This is a genomic window from Olsenella profusa F0195 (assembly GCF_000468755.1).
GTDB lineage: Bacteria > Actinomycetota > Coriobacteriia > Coriobacteriales > Atopobiaceae > Olsenella_F > Olsenella_F profusa.
In genome coordinates, this window is record NZ_AWEZ01000002.1 from 1 (window position 1) to 17,835 (window position 17,835).

General features: G+C 66.1%; 18 protein-coding genes. 17 read left to right on the forward strand and 1 reads right to left on the reverse strand.

Features of this window, described 5'->3' with window-relative positions; all coding sequences use genetic code 11:
- Positions 1–65: 65 nt before the first annotated feature.
- The 10 genes from HMPREF1316_RS00110 (at position 66) to HMPREF1316_RS00150 (ending at position 10,385) form a co-directional block, all read left to right on the forward strand.
- The gene (locus HMPREF1316_RS00110) at positions 66–1,205 is read left to right on the forward strand and encodes a uroporphyrinogen decarboxylase family protein (protein WP_232204369.1); all 1,140 of its coding nucleotides are present in this window, start codon (positions 66–68) and stop codon (positions 1,203–1,205) included.
- A 20-nt stretch (positions 1,206–1,225) separates the two neighbouring features.
- A complete protein-coding gene (locus HMPREF1316_RS14820; protein ID WP_021724869.1) occupies positions 1,226–1,354 on the forward strand; it encodes a hypothetical protein in 129 nt (42 codons plus the stop codon).
- A gap of 133 nt (positions 1,355–1,487) precedes the next feature.
- On the forward strand, positions 1,488–2,504 hold the full coding sequence (locus HMPREF1316_RS12910) for a CobW family GTP-binding protein (RefSeq protein ID WP_021724868.1): 1,017 nt from the start codon (positions 1,488–1,490) through the stop codon (positions 2,502–2,504).
- A 73-nt stretch (positions 2,505–2,577) separates the two neighbouring features.
- The gene (locus HMPREF1316_RS00120) at positions 2,578–3,276 is read left to right on the forward strand and encodes a corrinoid protein (protein ID WP_021724863.1); all 699 of its coding nucleotides are present in this window, start codon (positions 2,578–2,580) and stop codon (positions 3,274–3,276) included.
- Positions 3,269–4,321 (forward strand): uroporphyrinogen decarboxylase family protein, encoded by a 1,053-nt coding sequence (locus HMPREF1316_RS00125; RefSeq protein WP_021724870.1) that lies wholly within the window; start codon positions 3,269–3,271, stop codon positions 4,319–4,321. The genes HMPREF1316_RS00120 and HMPREF1316_RS00125 overlap by 8 nt, the downstream gene beginning before the upstream one ends.
- 18 nt (positions 4,322–4,339) lie before the next feature.
- Positions 4,340–5,437, forward strand: a complete 1,098-nt coding sequence (locus tag HMPREF1316_RS00130; protein WP_021724861.1) for a uroporphyrinogen decarboxylase family protein — start codon at positions 4,340–4,342, stop codon at positions 5,435–5,437.
- A gap of 90 nt (positions 5,438–5,527) precedes the next feature.
- On the forward strand, positions 5,528–7,027 hold the full coding sequence (locus HMPREF1316_RS00135) for an ASKHA domain-containing protein (RefSeq protein ID WP_021724866.1): 1,500 nt from the start codon (positions 5,528–5,530) through the stop codon (positions 7,025–7,027).
- A gap of 11 nt (positions 7,028–7,038) precedes the next feature.
- A complete protein-coding gene (locus tag HMPREF1316_RS00140) occupies positions 7,039–7,785 on the forward strand; it encodes a uroporphyrinogen decarboxylase family protein (RefSeq protein WP_021724865.1) in 747 nt (248 codons plus the stop codon).
- 156 nt (positions 7,786–7,941) lie between these two features.
- Positions 7,942–9,195: a cytochrome c biogenesis protein/redoxin gene (locus HMPREF1316_RS00145; RefSeq protein ID WP_040650629.1), complete on the forward strand. Its 1,254-nt coding sequence runs from the start codon at positions 7,942–7,944 to the stop codon at positions 9,193–9,195.
- Between the two features lie 83 nt (positions 9,196–9,278).
- Positions 9,279–10,385 (forward strand): transglutaminase-like domain-containing protein, encoded by a 1,107-nt coding sequence (locus tag HMPREF1316_RS00150; RefSeq protein WP_021724855.1) that lies wholly within the window; start codon positions 9,279–9,281, stop codon positions 10,383–10,385.
- 118 nt (positions 10,386–10,503) lie between these two features.
- Here HMPREF1316_RS00150 and mobA read toward each other — a convergent pair whose 3' ends face one another.
- Positions 10,504–11,148, reverse strand: a complete 645-nt coding sequence (gene mobA / locus HMPREF1316_RS12915; RefSeq protein WP_021724867.1) for a molybdenum cofactor guanylyltransferase — start codon at positions 11,146–11,148, stop codon at positions 10,504–10,506.
- A 197-nt stretch (positions 11,149–11,345) separates the two neighbouring features.
- Between mobA and HMPREF1316_RS00160 the strand changes: the two genes are divergently transcribed.
- The 7 genes from HMPREF1316_RS00160 (at position 11,346) to moaC (ending at position 17,830) form a co-directional block, all read left to right on the forward strand.
- Positions 11,346–12,017, forward strand: a complete 672-nt coding sequence (locus HMPREF1316_RS00160) for a TorD/DmsD family molecular chaperone (RefSeq protein WP_198009521.1) — start codon at positions 11,346–11,348, stop codon at positions 12,015–12,017.
- Between the two features lie 32 nt (positions 12,018–12,049).
- Entirely contained in the window at positions 12,050–14,644 is a 2,595-nt protein-coding gene (locus HMPREF1316_RS00165) for a molybdopterin-dependent oxidoreductase (RefSeq protein WP_021724864.1), read from the forward strand.
- Positions 14,637–15,173: a 4Fe-4S dicluster domain-containing protein gene (locus HMPREF1316_RS00170; RefSeq protein ID WP_051332847.1), complete on the forward strand. Its 537-nt coding sequence runs from the start codon at positions 14,637–14,639 to the stop codon at positions 15,171–15,173. Before HMPREF1316_RS00165 ends, HMPREF1316_RS00170 begins: the two co-directional genes overlap by 8 nt.
- Before the next feature lie 96 nt (positions 15,174–15,269).
- A complete protein-coding gene (locus HMPREF1316_RS00175; protein WP_021724857.1) occupies positions 15,270–16,475 on the forward strand; it encodes a molybdopterin molybdotransferase MoeA in 1,206 nt (401 codons plus the stop codon).
- Positions 16,472–17,044 carry a molybdopterin-guanine dinucleotide biosynthesis protein B gene (gene mobB, locus HMPREF1316_RS00180; RefSeq protein WP_198009522.1) on the forward strand — a complete coding sequence of 191 codons (573 nt, stop codon included), beginning with the start codon at positions 16,472–16,474 and terminating at the stop codon, positions 17,042–17,044. Before HMPREF1316_RS00175 ends, mobB begins: the two co-directional genes overlap by 4 nt.
- On the forward strand, positions 17,041–17,229 hold the full coding sequence (locus tag HMPREF1316_RS00185) for a hypothetical protein (RefSeq protein WP_021724854.1): 189 nt from the start codon (positions 17,041–17,043) through the stop codon (positions 17,227–17,229). The genes mobB and HMPREF1316_RS00185 overlap by 4 nt, the downstream gene beginning before the upstream one ends.
- Before the next feature lie 46 nt (positions 17,230–17,275).
- Positions 17,276–17,830 carry a cyclic pyranopterin monophosphate synthase MoaC gene (gene moaC, locus HMPREF1316_RS00190; RefSeq protein ID WP_269593939.1) on the forward strand — a complete coding sequence of 185 codons (555 nt, stop codon included), beginning with the start codon at positions 17,276–17,278 and terminating at the stop codon, positions 17,828–17,830.
- Positions 17,831–17,835 lie beyond the last annotated feature (5 nt).

Consider the following 17,835-nt stretch of genomic DNA (forward strand, 5'->3'; position numbering starts at 1 on the left):
CGCAAAAATAGATAGATGTTCGTCTATCAGATAGCACTTGAGAGGGCCGTATGTATGACAGGGACATGCTGAGGGAGAGCCTCGACTACTTTGAGCCGATTCGTGCGCTTGACGAGATGACCCCCAACGAGCGGTCCCGGGCACTCGCACACGGAGAGTCCGTGGATCGCATGCCCATCGGCATCATGGCCGACCTCACCGTTCCGCGCATGATGGGCACGACCTTCGCGGAATGCGAGAAGACTGCCCGTGGCAAGGCCGAGCAGCAGATCGCGGCCTATCGCCTCTTTGGTGCCGACGGCACGGGGCTCATGTATGGGCTGCACTCGCTTGCCATCGCCTATGGTGGCGCCTACAAGCAGCCGCCCAACGAGACCAAGGTGCTCCTGGACGCACCCCTTCGACACCCCAGGGAGGACGTTCCCAGGCTGAGCCTCGATGACATCGTCTTCGACGAGGATCCCAACGCCTACGTGACCCTCGAGGCGCTCGAGATGATACGTGACGAGATTGGCGATGAGGTGGGTACGGGCGTCAACTTCACCTCGCCCTTCACCGCCGCTTCCGGCCTCGTGGGGGTGGAGACCTTCCTGCGCGGCCTCATCAGGCGCGAGGAGTGGGCGCCCCAGCTCATCGAGTTCACGGTGAGTGCGCTCTTCAAGCTCGCGGAGCCCTTCCTCAAGGAGGGCTTCGGCGTGAGCACCTGCGACCCCGTCGCAAGCTGCACGATCATCAATCCCAAGCTCTACCGTACGTACGCCCTCCCCAGCGAGCTCAGGTTTCAGGAGCTCGTGCGCCAGTACACCCATGCCCCCATGCACATGCACATCTGTGGTGACACCACCAAGATTCTCGAGGACGTTGCGGGCGGCGGCTTCTCCGAGTACAGCCTCGACAACGTCGTCGACCTTGGGGTGGCCAAGGAGCGCATCGGGGACAGGATCCGCATCCAGGGCAACGTCGACCCCGTCGGCCTCATGGAGCTCGGCACGCCTGACCAGATCGAGGACAAGACCAAGGAGTGCTTCCGCAAGGCGTGGGACTCCCCCAAGGGGTTCCAGATTCACTCCGGCTGTGACATGCCCTTCGATTCGTCCAACGAGAACATCTTCCGCTACCTCAAGGTCGCGAAGACCCTCGCTGCGGAGCAGGCACGTGCCCTCGAGGACCCCGATCCCGAGAGGCCGCACGGCTGGGACGCGTGATCCGTGAGGGATCGGCAGCCATGTTCCTCGTCCTGTTCACTGCTCTTTCGATCCTCGTTCCCGCCTACTGCAGGTTCACGGCACGGGGCGAGTGGGACTACGACGCCTGGCGGCTCAGGGACCAGGCGGACGGACTGGTTGGGGAGTAGCGCCGTCGGGGGCGCGGGGTGCACGCACGCCGTCCGCCACCGTAGGGGCGCCGACCGCCCACATCCACCGATATGTGGGCGGACGGTACCCACCCGATTGGCTATCGTGTTCATAAAATAAGGGTTTTCTTTTTTGCGCAGGCGTACGAAGGTGATTGGGACGACCGAGAAACGTCAGGACGCTCAGGACGGGACCAAGGTCGACATCGTGATCGGCTTCTTGGGGGCCGGCAAGACGACCCTCATCAACCGCATGCTGGCGGATGGCCTCGAGAGCGAGCGGCCCATCGTGATCGAGAACGAGTTCGGCGACGTTTCCATCGATGGGGACCTGCTTAAGGACAGCTCCGTCTCGGTGAGGACGCTTGCCTCGGGATGCATCTGCTGCACGTTGAAGGGAGACTTCCTCACTTGCCTGCAGGAGGTCGTGGAGGACATGCACCCGGGGCGCATCGTCATCGAGCCGACGGGGCTGGCGAACCTTCCTGACATGCTGGGCGTCGTGGAGGGGGCCGCACGGCGCCTGCCCTGTCGGCTCAGCTCGGTCACCTCGGTCGTGGACGCCTCCTGCGTGGCGGAGATGCTCGAGCTCTCGGGAGACTTCTATGCCTCCCAGATACGGGATGCCAGCTTCATCGCCCTGACGCACACCCAGGGGCTGGGTGCGGCCGAGCTCGATGGCGCGATGGCCGCCATCCGGAAGCTCAGCCCCTGTCCCGTCATGGACGTCGACGCCGCAGGCGGGGTGGGCGGGCTCGAGGTGCTTGCCGCCTCCGAGGCCGCCCTTGAGGAGGGCACGGTGCCCGTCGCGGCGACCCCACCAGCGGAGGACCACCATCACCACGGGGGGCACCTCCATGCACCGGGCGGTTTCGTGTCCCTCTCGTTCCTCCCCGAGCACGCCTTTGGCGAGGGCGAGATCGAGCACATGCTAGCGGCACTTCGCAAGGTGCCCACGGGCCGCGTGATGCGCGCCAAGGGCTTCCTGTGCCGCGAGGACCAGAAGGCCCTGGAGCACGTCGAGCTCTACACGGGAGGCGCTCTCCACAAGCCCTCTGCCTATACGGGCGAGCCCAAGCTCGTCGTCATAGGCAAGGAACTCAGAAGGGACGAGATCGAGAGGATCGTGGGCTGCGAGGCGCGGACCTAGTTGCTGGTCCGGCATGCTCCATACGGACATACGGGCGGTGCGTTTGTCAGGCGCAAGAGAAGGGATGGTTCCAATGTCTGCCAAGAGCAAGGAAGAGCTGATCCAAGAGCTCAGGGACTGCGTCGTCGACATGGAGGACGAGAAGGTCGTCGACGTTGCCCAGCAGTTCGTTGACGCCGGGTACGACGTGCGCGAGGGCATCTTCGACGGCCTCGTGGCCGGCATGAACCGAGTGGCCGATCTCTATGAGGAGGAGGAATACTTCATCCCCGAGCTGCTTATCTGCTCCGATGCGATGTACAACGGCCTCGACGTCATGAGGCCCATGCTCGAAAGCAGCCAGCTCAACCAGAAGGGCACGGTCGTCATCGGCGTCGTGCAGGGGGACACCCACGACATCGGCAAGAACCTGGTCAAGATCATGCTGGAGTCCTCCGGCTACCAGATGGTCGACCTCGGACGCGACATCCCGCCCGAGGAGTTCGTGGGGGCCGTCCGGAACAACGATGCCGATGCCGTGGCCATGTCCACCCTCATGAGCACCTCGATGGCAAACATGGGCAACGTCATCGAGGCCCTCAAGGAGGCTGGGCTGAGGGACAAGGTCAAGGTCATCATCGGTGGCGGCCCGATCTCGCAGGGCTTCTGCGACAAGATCGGCGCGGATGGCTACTCGCGGACCGCGACCGAGGCCGTGAAGCTCCTCGATCGTCTGCTGGGCTATGAGGATGCCGCTGACGCTGCGGAGCCCCTAGAGCGCGTCCATGCCTGACACCCCTGGTGAGAGGGGACGTCTGCTCTCCATTCTCGCAGGCGGGCGGGTGGACCGGCCACCTTGCATCATCCCCGGTGGGATGATGAACATGACGACCACGGCCATGGCCTATGCCGCGGGCGTCTCCTTCCCCGAGGCGCACACCGACCCGCGGCAGATGGCACGCCTTGCACGCGCGGCCCATGACCTCGGAGGCATCGAGAACTACGGCGTGCCCTTCTGCATGACCGTCGAGGCCGAAGGCATGGGCGCCACGGTCGACCTCGGCGACGAGACCTGCGAGCCGCATGTGGTGACAGGCGCCCTCCGGAGCGTGTCGGACCTCTCCGGGCTCCATCGCATGGACCTCGCCAGGGGCCGTGCGCGCACGACGCTCGAGGCCATCAGGATCCTGCGCGGCGTGGGTGATGACGTTCCCGTCGTGGGCAACCTCGTGGGTGCCGTCAGCGTTGCGGGGACGGTCCTCGACATGGAGATCCTGCTGCGCGAGATGTACAAGCGTCGCAGGGAGGCGCACGAGTTCGTCGAGTTCGTCGCCCAGAACCTCATCGCCTACGGCAGGGCCATGGTCGCCGCCGGCGCAGACGTCATATGCGTCGCAGAGCCCTCGGGAACCGGCGAGATCCTGGGCCCCAGGCTCTTTGGCGAGTTCACGGTCAGGTACCTCAACGAGGTCGTGGCCGCCATCGGCGCCCCGGCGACCATCGTGCACATCTGCGGGCACCTGGACCGCGTCCTTGACGAGGTCGCGGAGATCGACTGCGACGCCTTCAGCTTCGACGCCACGATCGCCGTCCGCAGGGTGCGCGAGCGCATGCCGGGCAGGGTGCTCATGGGCAACGTGTCGACCTTCGCGCTCAAGGACGCCCAGCCCCGGAAGGTGGCGTCCATGGCCAACGTCGCACTGAGGTCGGGCGTGGACATCGTGGCTCCCGCCTGCGGCATCTCCATGTCGACACCCACGGAGAACCTCAGGGCGATGACGGACGCGGTGCACGCGTGGAGGCCTTCGGAGCACGTGCTTCGTATCGTGAGGGACTGACGAGGGAAGGGACCTATCATGCCCAAGGACCAGATGACGCCCGCAGAGCGCGGCCAGGCCATCGCGAGCGGAGGGGATGCTGACCGCCTCCCCTGCAACCCCAACATCGCGAACGGCGTGGCGCGCATCTACGGATGCAAGATCTCGGAGTTCAACACCAACCCACGCGCGATCGCGGAGGCCCAGATGGCCTCCTATGAGCGCTTCGGCAGCGACAGCCTGCGCGTGTTCACGGACCTCTTCACGCTCTGCGAGGCGATGGGAGCCACGGTCAAGAAGCCCGATGACGACACGGCCGACCTGCTGACGCCCGCCATCAGCGATGCCGCGCAGATCGACAGCCTCCGTCCGCCCGACCCCCTCAGGGATGGGCGGCTCCCCATCCACCTTGAGGCCATGGGCATCCTCAAGGAGCTCGCGGGGAAGACGATGGGCGTCTCGGCGGGCGTCGTGGGGCCCTTCACCAACGCCTTCTTCCTCATCGGCGTGGACAACATGCTGCGCCTCATCCACAAGGACCCCGAGGCCGTGCATCGCCTCTGCCGGATGTCGCTCGACGCCTGCAAGGCCTTCGCCGCCGCCGCGATGGACAGGGGGCTTGGCCCCACCATCTCGGAGCCCATGTCGTCCTGCACCGTGGTGAGCCCGCGCAGCTTCCGCGAGTTCTCCCTCCCGTACCTCAAGGAGCTGGTGGACTTCATCAAGGCCAGGGGCTTCAACCCCGTCATCCACATCTGCGGGCAGACGGACCGGATCTGGGAGGACGTCGCGGACCTGGGCATAGCGGGATGGAGCATCGACAACGTGGCGAGCATCGCGGACTGCAAGCGTGCCGTGGGCGACAAGACCAGGATCATGGGCAACGTGGACCCCGGCAGCGTGATGTACATGGGTTCGCCCCTCGACGTGCGCATCGGCACCCTGGAGTCCATCCGGGACGGCTATGACAGCCCCAAGGGCTTCATGGTCATGAGCGGCTGCAGCCTGCCCGTCGAGACGCCGTTCGAGAACATCGACATGATGATGGACACCGTGCGCGAGATTGGGTACCCGGTCGATCCCGAAAGGGTGGACTTTCTGCTTGCGGCTGCGCTTGAGGAGCGCGGTGACGCCTAGTCCAGCGGGTCCGGGAGGCTCGAGGCGCGCCCGCGCGTCCGACTGAGCCCATATGTCGTCGAGGGAAGTCGTAAGCAAGGGGAATGACGCATGCCAGTGCTGCATCTGCTGCGCGAGAACCAGGAGCTCGAGTGCGCACGGGGGGCGAACCTCTATGCGGTCCTCGCCGCGCGCGACCTGGTCGACGGCCCGTGCGGGGGCAAGGGGGTCTGCGGCAAGTGCCGGGTCTCGGTTGACGGGACCCCCACCCTTGCCTGCACCTACACGGTCGTGGATGACGCCGATGTGGTCACCGTGTCCAAGGACGACATCGCCGACATCCAGGTGTCCGGCTACCACATCGACATGAGGCCAGACCCCGCCGCAGAGGGCGCCTATGGCGTGGCCGTGGACATTGGCACCACGACGGTCGTCGTGACCCTGGTCGAGCTCGCCACGGGCCGGGAGCTCAGGTCCGCCTCCTGCCTCAACGCGCAGAAGGCCTACGGGCAGGACGTCATCACGCGCATCCACTTCACGATGGATGACCCACGCGGCTGCGACATCCTCGCGGGCCTCATCCGCGATGACCTCAACCGGCTCATCGCGGCCACCTGCACGGGGGAGGGGGTCGACCCCGCCCGTGTGGAGCGGGTGGTCGTCAGCGGGAACACCACCATGATCCATCTCTTTGCCGCAGTCGACCCCTCCTCCATCGCCCGTGCCCCCTTCATCCCCACGCTCAGGGGGCCCGTCACGGGCAGCGCCGAGGACTTCGGGCTCACCTCGGCTCCCGCGGCCAAGGTGTTCTGCGTCCCCTGCATAGCCGCCTACGTAGGTGGCGACATCGTCTCCGGCGTGTTGGCCTGTGACCTGCTCGCTGCCAGCGGACGAACGCTCTTCATCGACATCGGCACCAACGGCGAGATCGTGCTTGCGGACGGGGGCTCCCTCGTCGCGTGCTCCTGTGCGGCGGGCCCTGCGCTCGAGGGCATGAACATCAGCTGCGGCATGCGGGCCTCCGCAGGCGCCATTGAGGACGTGACGATGGCGGGGGAGGTCCTCTCCCATCGGACGATTGGCGGCGGCGAGCCCATCGGGATATGCGGTAGCGGCATCGCCGCGGCCATCGGTCAGGGCGTCGCATCGGGCGCCATCGGTGCGAACGGGCGCCTCTCCAAGGACTCCCCCCTCGTGGAGCGGAGGGACGGCAGGCTCGCCCTCGTCCTCGACCGCGAGCGCGGGCTGTGCCTCACCCAGGGCGATGTCCGCCAGGTGCAGCTCTCGAAGGGGGCCATCCTCGCCGCCATCATCGCGCTGCTCAGGGACAGGGGCCTTGCCTACGGGGATGTCGACCGCGTCATCGTGAGTGGCCAGTTCGGCCGACATCTGAGCGCCACAAGCCTGGTGGAGGCGGGCTTCTTCCCCCGTGAGTGGCAAGACAGGATCGTCTACACGGGCAACACCTCACAGTCCGGTGCGGTGCTCTGCCTCGTCTCCGCGGGGATGAGGGAGCGCAGCGCCCGTGTGGGGAGCCATGCACACTACATCGAGCTCTCGGTCCTTGATGGCTATGACAGGCTCTTCGTCGATGCGATGGCCTTTGCGTAGGGAGGTACGTCATGTCCGACTTCATACTTGATGCATGCATTAACCCAAACTCCGACATGGTTGCAGAGGTGCGCGCGGACCTGGGCTGCAGCTGGGACGAGGTCTATGGGAGCGCGGAGTCCATCGCCGACTTCGCCCGCGCCGTGCGCGCCGCGCGCGAGCAGGACTTCTGCATGCTGCCATTCTGCCACACGGTCGAGGCCGAGGCGATGGGCGCCGACGTCAACCTCGGTGACGAGGTCTCGGTCGCGCGCGCCGGCACGCCCGTGTGCACCTCGATGCGTGACGTCCTGGGCATGGAGCTGTCCGACGAGCGCTCGCATCGCCTGCCCAGGATGATCGAGGCGGCGCGCATGCTGTCCGAGGCGGGCGAGCAGGTGATGTACTCCATCAGCGGCCCGGTTTCCATCCTCTCGTGCCTCCTCGACCTCAGGGTCGTCTTCAGGGAGTGGCGTCGTGAGCCCGAGCTCGTGCAGGAGGTGCTCGGGCACCTGCGGGGCCAGGTCATACCCTATGCGCTTCGGGCGGCGGACGCAGGTGTGACGTACATGGAGTACGCCGACCCGCCCGCCTACGTCTCCATCGTGGGCCCCCGCGTTGCCACCACCATCGCCGAGGGCTTCACCACGCCGTTCATCAGGGAGCTCTCTGCTCGCATGGCCGAGGGGACGTCAATCTTCCTCTGCCCGATGGCGGCGACGGAGAAGATGCGCTCCCTCGAGGGCGCGTCAGTGAAGGTGCGCTGCCCCAAGGCGTAGTTCCTGCATGCGTCGGGACGAGGGGGAACGGGGCGACCTCGCTCGGCCGCTCCCTCTCCCGAATGGGTGTCATCTGGTACCATAATCATGGTCAGCAATCGTCCGGATTGCTGATGACAGTCGATGCATGGCACCGGTTCGTGCCAGGAGGTGTGCGTGGACATAGGACTGTTGCTCTCTGCCGCGGGTGCGGGCCTGCTCTCGTTCTTCTCGCCCTGCATCCTGCCCTTGCTCCCCGTCTATGTGGGCATACTCACCACCGATGCGGGGAACGAGCTCATGCTGGGCAGGCGCGTGGCCAACACGGTGGCCTTCGTGTTGGGCATCTCGTTCGTGTTCGTGGCCCTGGGCGTGGGTGCCGGCGCCCTGGGCTCCTTCGTGATCAACCCCTATGTCAACGTCGCGCTCGGCCTGGTGATCTTCGTCTTCGGCCTCCACCTTGCCGGCGTGCTCGACATTCCCCTCCTCCTGAACGAGAGGCGCGCCGACCTGCGTCGCATCAAGGTGCGTGGTGTCGTGAGCGCCTTCGTGCTGGGACTTGCGTTCTCCTTTGGATGGACCCCCTGCGTGGGGCCCATCCTCGGCACCATCCTTGCCATGGCGGCGGGGCAGGGCAGCGCCCTGGTGGGCGGCGTCCTCCTCCTCGTGTACGCCTTGGGGCTGTGCCTCCCCTTCGTGGTCATCACCCTTGCCTCGGGCATGCTGCTCGGCCGTCTCAAGAGGCTGAGCACGTACCTTCCCGTGGTGAAGGCCATCGGCGGCGTCCTCATCGCCATCATGGGCCTCTGGATGGTCTTCAGCGAGGTGGACAGCCTGGTGAACAGCAACAGGGCCCTCCAGTCCGCCATCGACGATGCCGCACTGGTCGCCCCCGCAGGCAAGGCCCCACAGGGCGAGGACGACCCGGACTCGGATGCGAGCGATGCCTCGGTGCTCAACGGCGCCCTGGGCGTGCGGTCTGGCGAGGAGTCGGGTGCCAACGTGTCGAGCGCCTGGAAGAACGTCGTCCTCACCGACCTCGACGGCACCAAGCATCGCATGAGCGAGTACAAGGGGAAGCCCCTCTACTTCGAGTTCTGGGGTAGCTGGTGCACCTCCTGCGTCGAGGATCTCGACCAGATGACCAGGATCTACGAGGAGCACGAGGCCGCCGGTGACGTACGGTTCATGTCCGTGGTCGTACCCAACCAGAACGGCGAGCTCAGCCCCGAGGGCTTCGTCTCGTGGGCGCACGACAACGACGTGCAGATTCCCGTGCTCATGGACACCAACGGGTCACTCATGCAGTTCATCGGCGTCAGGGGCTTTCCGACCTCCGTCTTCGTGGGGAGCGATGGCGAGATCAGGAAGATCCACGTGGGTGCCATGAGCATCGAGGAGTTCGAACAGAGCCTGTCCGAGCTCTCGTAACGCTGCCTTTTCACCTTCTAGGGAGGTCAATGGGCCCCGCCACATGCGGTGGGGGTAGTGCACACAAGAGTGAGGAGAGAGACATGCGGAACATCACCAGAAGGGACTCGCTGAGGCTGCTCAGCCTCGTGGGTACCTCTGCCGTCACCATCGCGGCCACGACCGCCTGCAGCAACGGGAGCACGGACGCCTCGAGCGCCACGGGCTCGAACGACTCTGGGATCTCGAGCCAAGGCCAAGCGACGGGAGATACCACCAAGGGGACCGTCACCACCACCGTCGACCTTACCGCCGAACCTGCGGGCAAGGTTGTGCGCCTGTGGCTTCCTGTCGCCCAGGACGCCGAGTACCAGAAGGTCACGGACGTGAGCTACGACGCGCCCGGCGCTGCCACGGCACAGATCAACACCGACGCCAAAGGCAACCAGATGCTCTTCGTGGAGTGGGGCGCCGATGCGGACGCCTCCACGCGCACCTGCACGCTCTCCTTCCATGCCGCGCGCGACGAGGCCGTGTGCCCCACCCTGCACGAGGAGGGCGACGTTCCCGAGAACGTGAGGCCCTACCTCGAGGGTTCCGCCATGGTGCCCGTCAACCAGCAGGTCATCGATGCCGCCAACGAGATCGTGGGCGACAAGACCACCTACCTCGACAAGGCCAAGGCCATCTACGAGTGGGTCATCCAGAACATGGTGCGTGACGAGAGCGTCGAGGGCTGCGGCCAGGGTGACGTCTGTACGCTGCTGTCCACCAGGTCCGGCAAGTGCACCGACATCAACTCCACGTTCGTGGGTCTCTGCCGCGCCGTGGGTGTGCCCGCCCGCGAGTTCTTCGGCATTCGCATGAACGCTGATGACATCACCAAGAACCAGCATTGCTGGGCTGAGTTCTACCTGCCGGGCACCGGCTGGGTCTCCGCCGACCCCGCCGACGTCCTCAAGGCTGTCCTCAAGGGCGGCTGGTCCAAGGATCAGGAGGAGACCAAGCAGAAGGCCGAGTACTACTGGGGCAACCTCGACTCTGAGCGCGTTCAGCTCACGGCTGGCCGCGACCTCATCCTCGAGCCCGCTCAGTCGGGCGCCGCGCTGAACGACTTCGGCTACCCCTATGCCGAGGTCGACGGCGATGCGCTCAACTACTACGACCCCGAGAACTTCGTGTACTCCTACAGCTTCAAGAAGGACGAGTAGGTCCAGCCTGTCTGTTCCATGCCCCGCTCTGATGGGTCGGCATGGTTTGTTCCTCCCTCCCCACCGGCTGCCCGCAGGTTGTCCGGTGGGGTTTTATGTTTGAGGGGCGTACGCTCCTCTAGCCTACGCCGAGCCGCGCGAGCTCTCCGGGCGTGTTCACGTTGGTGAGGGCGCATGCCATGTTCTCGTTGCCGCTGAGGTCGCAGCGGTGCAGGGGCAGCCCCTCGAGCGAGCGGGACACGCCATGCGTGCCCGCGGCGCGTGCCGCCCGCAGCCGTACCGTGAGGGTGAGCCCCAGGCGATAGACGGCGTTCAGGGGGTAGGGATGCCCATCCAGCACGGGCAGGGCGCCAACGTCCCCCTTCCGCAGGGCGGTGCGGAGCGCCCGGTACAGTCCGGCCGTCACGAGGGGCGTGTCGCAGGGACACACCATGAGCAGGGGGTCTGGGCCGCTCGCCCCTCCCATGTGGCCCTCCGCCCAGTCCGCCGCCGCGAGCAGGCCGGCGAGGGGCCCCAGGCCCTCCTCGCGGTCGCACACGACCTCCATGGGCACGTCGATGCCCTCGAGGGACAGCTCCTGACCCTGATGCAGCGAGAGGAGGAGCCGTCCCGCGCCTGCGTCAGCAAGGACACGGGCGCTGTGGGTGACGAAGCGTTCACCGCCTGCGAGCAGGTCGCCCTTGAACCGGCCTCCCATGCGTGCGTTCTCGCCGCCTGCCAGCACGAGGCCCAGCACGTGGTCTCCACGTCCTCCTCTGCCCATGGCACCCCTCGACACAGGGCACTCGGCTCCCGGGCGCCCTGTCCCCGCCTCGCCCGTAACCGACACAACTTATTGATCACGATTAGATTATCTCATACTACACTATCCACTATGTGATGATTCATGATTGAGCGCACGTCCGTCATGGGGATGATGGGCCGCGCTTGGATGAGAGGATCTTCATGGAGGTCTCCAGCATGCAGGCGGTCGGGGAGCGTCCGGAGCTCTACCAGCTCATGGGCCTCCTCTTCCGGCAGGAGCCCACGCGCGAGACGGGCATCGTCCTCGCGGGCTTGCTCGTGGGCGACTACTTCCCGCTTGAGCGCGTGGACGTTTCCGGCGAGATGGGGGAGCTTGCCTCCTCCCTCGCCACCAGCCGCCGGCAGCTGATCGAAACCCTGTCCGCCAGGGGCGAGGAGGCCTTCGCGGAGGTGCTCGGGCGGGAGTACTACGAGCTCTTCTTCGACCCAGCGGGCATCAAAGTCTCGCTGTGGGAGTCGAGCTACGTCAACGACGACCAGATGCTCTTCCAGGCGCCCAACTGGCAGACCAAGGAGAGCTACCGCTCTCATGGGTTCGAGCTGGCCAATGCCAACTTCCCGGGTGACCACCTCTCGACGGAGCTCGACTTCCTGCACCTCCTCTGCGAGCGCGAGACGGGGCTGGGGTGGCCCGAGGCACCCTCCACAGGAGAGCTCGGTCGCATCCTCGACGATCATCTGGACTTTCTCAACGAGCATCCGCTGTCGTGGCTGCCCGCCCTCTGCAGGGGACTCGAGGACAGCCGCAGCACGATCTACCTTGCCCTTGCAGGCATGACCCTGGACGCGTGCCGCCTCGACGCGGAGCTCGTCCGACGTGGGCGCTGATGGAACGAACGGGAGAGGGGAGATAGGAGCACATGGAGCAGCTGATACACGAGAGGCATAAGGCCGAGGGCCACCGCTCGTTGAGCCGTCGGGGCTTCCTGCGGGGGCTCGGTGCCCTGGCAGGGGCGGGTGCCCTCAGCGTGACGGGAAGCGAGCTCGTTGCCTGCACCCCAGGCGGGACGTCGCAGCTCACGAGCACCGCCGAGGACGGGGAGTGGAGGAATGCCATCTGCTGGCACAACTGTGGCGGCAAGTGCGTCCTCAAGGCCCTCGTCAAGGACGGGAGCATCGTGCGCCTCAAGAACGGTGACGAGCACGAGGAGACCGGGGACAACCCCCAGATGCGCTGCTGTCCGCGTGGGCTCTCCCAGCGCATGCAGATCGTGGGCAAGGAGCGTCTCAAGTACCCCATGAGGCGCACCCACTTCGACCCCAACGGCGACCCGGGCCGTGAGTGGCGTGGACGCGACACCTGGGAGCGCATCTCATGGGATGACGCGCTCGACATCGTCGCGGGACAGATCAAGTCCATCAAGGCGAAGTATGGCAGCAAGGGGATCTACGTCCTCGATGGCGGCGACATGGCCAGGACCCTGAGCCTCTATGGTGGCTACGTGTCCAAGTACGGCAGCCGCTCGCGAGGCGCATGGAAGTCGTCCATGAAGCCCATCCTCGGCGTCGATCAGAAGCAGCATGCGCTCAACGACCGTCTCGACCTGCTCAACGCCAAGCTCATCATCCTGTGGGGCTCCAACCCGGCACAGAACTCGCCCAACATGCCCTTGCTCAGCCTTCGCCGCGCGAAGGAGAACGGCGCTCGCATCGTCGTCATCGACCCCATGTACACGCGCACGGCGGCCGTCCTGGCGGACGACTACTTCCCGATCCGTCCCGTGACGGACGCCCCGCTGATCTATGCCCTGTCCTACTACCTGATCAAGAAGGACCAGGAGGCCGGTGGCACCGTGCTCGACTGGGACTTCCTCAACCGCTGCGTGCAGGGCTTCGATGCCGACCACATGCCCGAGGGCGCGGACACCACCGAGAACTACAGGGACTACGTCCTGGGCACCTACGACGGCCAACCCAAGACCCCCGAGTGGGCCTCCAAGCTCTGTGGCCTGCCCGTGGCGCGCATCGAGGAGCTCGCACAGATGCTCATCGACTACCACCCCACCACCTGCCTCTTCAGCTGGGGTGCGGCGCACCTGGAGAAGGGCACCTACCTCTGCCTCGCCGAGATGGCCCTCGGTGCCATGACGGGCAACATCGGCGTCGCGGGCGGCGCCTTCGCCGTGAGTGCCCAGGAGGCCTCCACCAATGGCGGCCCCATGCTCGTCAAGCTGGGGAAGGACGGTACCGAGACCATTCCCAACCCGCTCAAGACCAAGCTCTGCACCAACCATCACTGGCAGGACATCCTACAGGGCAGCTATGCCTTTGGGGGCAAGGATCATCCGCTCGACATCCACATGATGTACCACAGCCACTGCGCGACCCTCAACCAGACGAACAACTCCCTGAAAGGCATCGAGGCCCATCGCAAGGTGGACTTCGTGGTGACCAACCACTTCACCTTCACGCCCGAGGCCCAGTATTCCGACATCGTCCTCCCGGTCACCACTCCCTGGGAGAAGGAGGGCGGGGACGTGCGACAGGACGGCAGCCGCGAGCTCTTCCTCTGGAGCGACAAGGTCATCGACCCCTACTTCGAGGCGAAGGACGACGCCTGGATAGCCGCCGAGGTCGCCAAGCGGCTGGGCGTCGATGACACCAAGGTCACGCCCTTTTCCAACATGCAGCGCGTCTTCAACATGGTTGCCGGGACCACGGTCGTGATGGACAACGGCAAGGACTACGAGAACCTCGCGAGCATCACGGAGGACGACATCAAGGAGCTGGGAGTCGAGGGGCAGCCGCAGGAGGGCCGTGTCCCCATCATGCAGCTCAAGGAGGACGGCTTCTATCGCGTCGAGCGTCATGTGGGCGACAACCTCGGCTACATCTTCGGCAAGAAGCTGCGTGAGGACCCCGACGCCAACCCGCTGAAGACCGAGAGCGGCAAGCTGGAGATCTACTGCCCCGCGCTCAAGAAGGCCGTCGACAAGGCCGGCTGGAACACGGGCTACGCCTATGCCAAGTACGACCCGGCGACCGAGGGCTACGAGGCGACGTTCGCGGACTTCGATGCGGGCATCAAGGGCACCTACCCCTTCCAGGTCTACGCCAACCATGACCTGCGTGGCACCCACTCCGTGTTCAACCAGGTCACGTGGCTGCGCGAGGCCTTCGGCTACGACGCCTTCATCAACCCCGTCGACGCACAGAGCTACGACCTCAAGGAGGGGGACGTCGCGGAGATCTTCAACTCCCGTGGCACCATCCTGCGCAGGATGCACCTCACCGAGCGCGTGATGCCGGGTGTGATCGTCATCCACGAGGGCGCCTGGATCAACATCAACGAGGACGGCACGTGCATCGGTGGCTCGCCGAACGTGCTCACGGGCGACTTCGCCTCGGGGCCCGACATCGAGTCATGGAACGCCTGCATCTGTGACATCAGGAAGTCCGACTACGAGCTTGAGGATGACTGGAAGGTCGATCTGGGGGTTGAGCCGCATGAGTGACGCGAAGGAGATGGCCTTCGTCTTCGACGAGGCCAAGTGCATAGGGTGCAAGTCCTGTGTGATCGCCTGCAAGGACAAGAACGACCTCAGTGCGGGCGTCAACATGCGCTATGTGGACGAGGTCGAGAGCGGCACCTTCCTGGACGTGAAGGTCCGCTACACGTCGCATGCCTGCCACAACTGCGAGGAGTGCGTCTGCGTGGATGGGTGTCCCACGGGTGCGTTCCATCGCGACGACGAGTATGGCTGCACGATGGTGGACACGGAGGCCTGCATCGGCTGTGGTGCGTGCGAGGAGTCATGCCCCTATGGCGCACCGATGGTGGACGCCTCCATCCAGAAGAGCCGCCTGTGCAACAAGTGCGTCGACCTGGTTGCCCTGGGCAAGCGACCCGCCTGTGTGGACGCCTGTCTGGCGCGGTGCCTGGACTTCGGCGAGATGTCCGAGATGCAGGCGGCCTACCCCGAGGCACAGCGCATGACGGGGGAGTGCAGCCCTCGGACGCTGGTCGTCCCGAAGGACGTCTAGGAGAGGGTCTGTGGGTGCCGTGCGCCGGTCCTGGCACATCACGTGCGGGGCCAGCCCCCGTGTCCTGGCACACGGGTTCGAATGGAGGGTGTGTATATGACGGCCATCGCGTTGGAGGAGGCCCAGGGGCGACTCTGTGCCCTCGTGCAACCCCTGGCGCAGCGTGAGACCGTGGGCTTGGATGCGGCGGTCGGCCGCGTGCTCGCACGCGACTATGCCTCCACGCTGGACAGCCCTCCCTTCGCGCGCTCGCCGCTCGACGGCTACGCCCTGCGCGCCGCCGACAGCGTGGGCGCCACTCGCAAGACGCCCGTGCGCCTGAGGGTGGTCGAGAAGGTCGTGGCCGGACACGTCCCCACCTGCTCGATCCTCCCCGGTACGGTCGTGCGGATCATGACGGGCGCCCCCCTGCCCGACGGGGCCGACTGCGTGTTGCGCCAGGAGGACACGGACTATGGCGAGGACGAGGTGGGCATCTACGGTGCGCTGCGCCCGCACGACAACGTGATCGACCGCGGCGAGGACTTTTCCGCCGGCATGCTGGTGGCCCGTGCGGGGGAGCGCGTCGATGCGGGCCTCTCCGGCGTGCTCGCCATGGCGGGCATCGCGGAGGTGGAGGTGTACCGGCGTCCCCGCATCGCGGTGGTGACCACGGGCGATGAGCTCGTACCCCTCGGCGAGGAGCTGCGTCCCGGCATGGTGTTCGACTCCAACGGCCAGCTCCTGCGGGGCTGCCTGGCGGAGCTGGGCCTCGTGCCCTCCCTGGTGACCCACGCGTCGGACGACGCCCCCGCCGTGGCCGCCCTCATCGACGAGCTGTGTGCCACGCAGGACCTCGTCGTGACGACGGGCGGCGTCTCGGTGGGGCAGCGCGACATCATGCACGACGTGGCCCTGGGCCTGGGGGAGGAGGAGCTCTTCTGGCGTGTGGCCCTGAAGCCCGGCTCTCCTGCCATGGCCTTCTCGCATGGCGGCGCGCCCGTGCTCTGTCTCTCCGGCAATCCCTTTGGGGCCTTCGTCACCTGGCAGCTGCTCGCCCGTCCGCTTCTCGCCACCCTCACGCGCGACGACACGCTGCGTACGGGGAGCTGCACGGCCACCGTGGTGGGGGGCTTTCCCAAGGCGAGCAGGCAGCGCCGCTTCGTGCGCGCCCGCCTGGAGGGAGGCGTCGCCACCATCCCGGCCGCCAACCATTCCTCGGGAGCCCTCTTCGCCCTGCGGGGCTGCACCTGTCTCATCGACATCCCCGCAGGCACCGGCCCCCTCGTGGAGGGCGACGCGGTGAGGGTCGTGACGCTGTGAGCGGGCGGCAGGAGCACAGGGGGTCCGTGGCCTTTGCGATCTGCGGGGCCAAGGACTCCGGCAAGACGACCCTCATCACCAGGCTCATCCCCCTGCTCGCCGCGCGGGGCCTGCGGGTGGTGACGATCAAGCACGACGGCCACGACTTCGTGGGGGACGTGCCGGGCACGGACAGCTACCGCCATCGGGAGGCGGGGGCCGTGGGCACCGCCATCCTCTCCCAGAGCCACTGGCTTGTCCAGGGCATGGGTGCGCAGGACGAGCGTTCTCTCATGAGCATCCTGCCTGCGGCGGACCTTGTGCTTCTGGAGGGCTTCAAGGCAAGTGCCTATCCCAAGCTGGAGGTCGTGCGGGGTGCGGGGGCGGCGAGCTGCTGCAACCCCAAGAACCTCGTGGCGGTGGCATCGGATACGGACTGCGCCCACCCCGCGGGGGTGGCCCGCCTGGGGCTCGATGACGTGGAGGCGCTGGCGCGCGTCGTGCTCGCGTTCTGGGGGCATGCGCGCGAAGGAACTCCCCAAGCCGTGACCGCTGCCAGGGAGCAGGCAGGCAAGGAGGAGCTGCGATGAGGCAGGTACGCACCCAGCTCCAATTTGAGCGAAACTACTACCTGCTGCCGGAGCTGGAGGCACCCGCGCGCGACCAGAGGATCACCTGGCTCGTGCAGCGCTCCGGCTGGTCGGACCTCGATGCTCGGGGCCTGCCGGACTACCTGCGGTTCGACGAGGATGACCTCCTCCTGCTGAAGGGGTAGTCACTCACCTGGCCCCAGGGACCAGCGATCGAGGAGGTTTTGATGGATCGGCACGAGGAGGGGGCGCACGACGCTCCCCAGGAGTTCATGCACTTTCGATGCCAGGGGCAACGCCCGCATGGTGGACGTCTCCGAGAAGGCGTTCACCTCCCGCATGGCGCTCGCCACAGGGATCATCGAGGTCTCTCCGGAGGTGTTCGACGCCATCGAGGGCAGGCAGGTGCGCAAGGGCGACGTGCTGGACATGGTCCAGATGGCCGGCATCGTGGGCTGCAAGCGCACCTCGGAGCTCATTCCCCTCTGCCACCTGCTCAGCCTCACCAACGCCACCCTCTCCTTCGAGCTGTGTCCCGAGCATCACAGCATCAGGGCATTCTGTCGCGTGCGGACGAGCGACAAGACGGACGTGGAGATGGAGGCGCTCACGGGAGTCTCTGTGGCACTGCTCATCGTCTACGACATATGCAAGGCCATTGACGAGCGCATGGTGGTCCGCGACGTCCACCTGGTGGAGAAGACGGGCGGCACGAGCGAGAGTTTCCAGTTCTGGAAACCGTGCAGTGGTCCACTATTCATCCGTGAGATCAGTTTCATGAAATAACGACA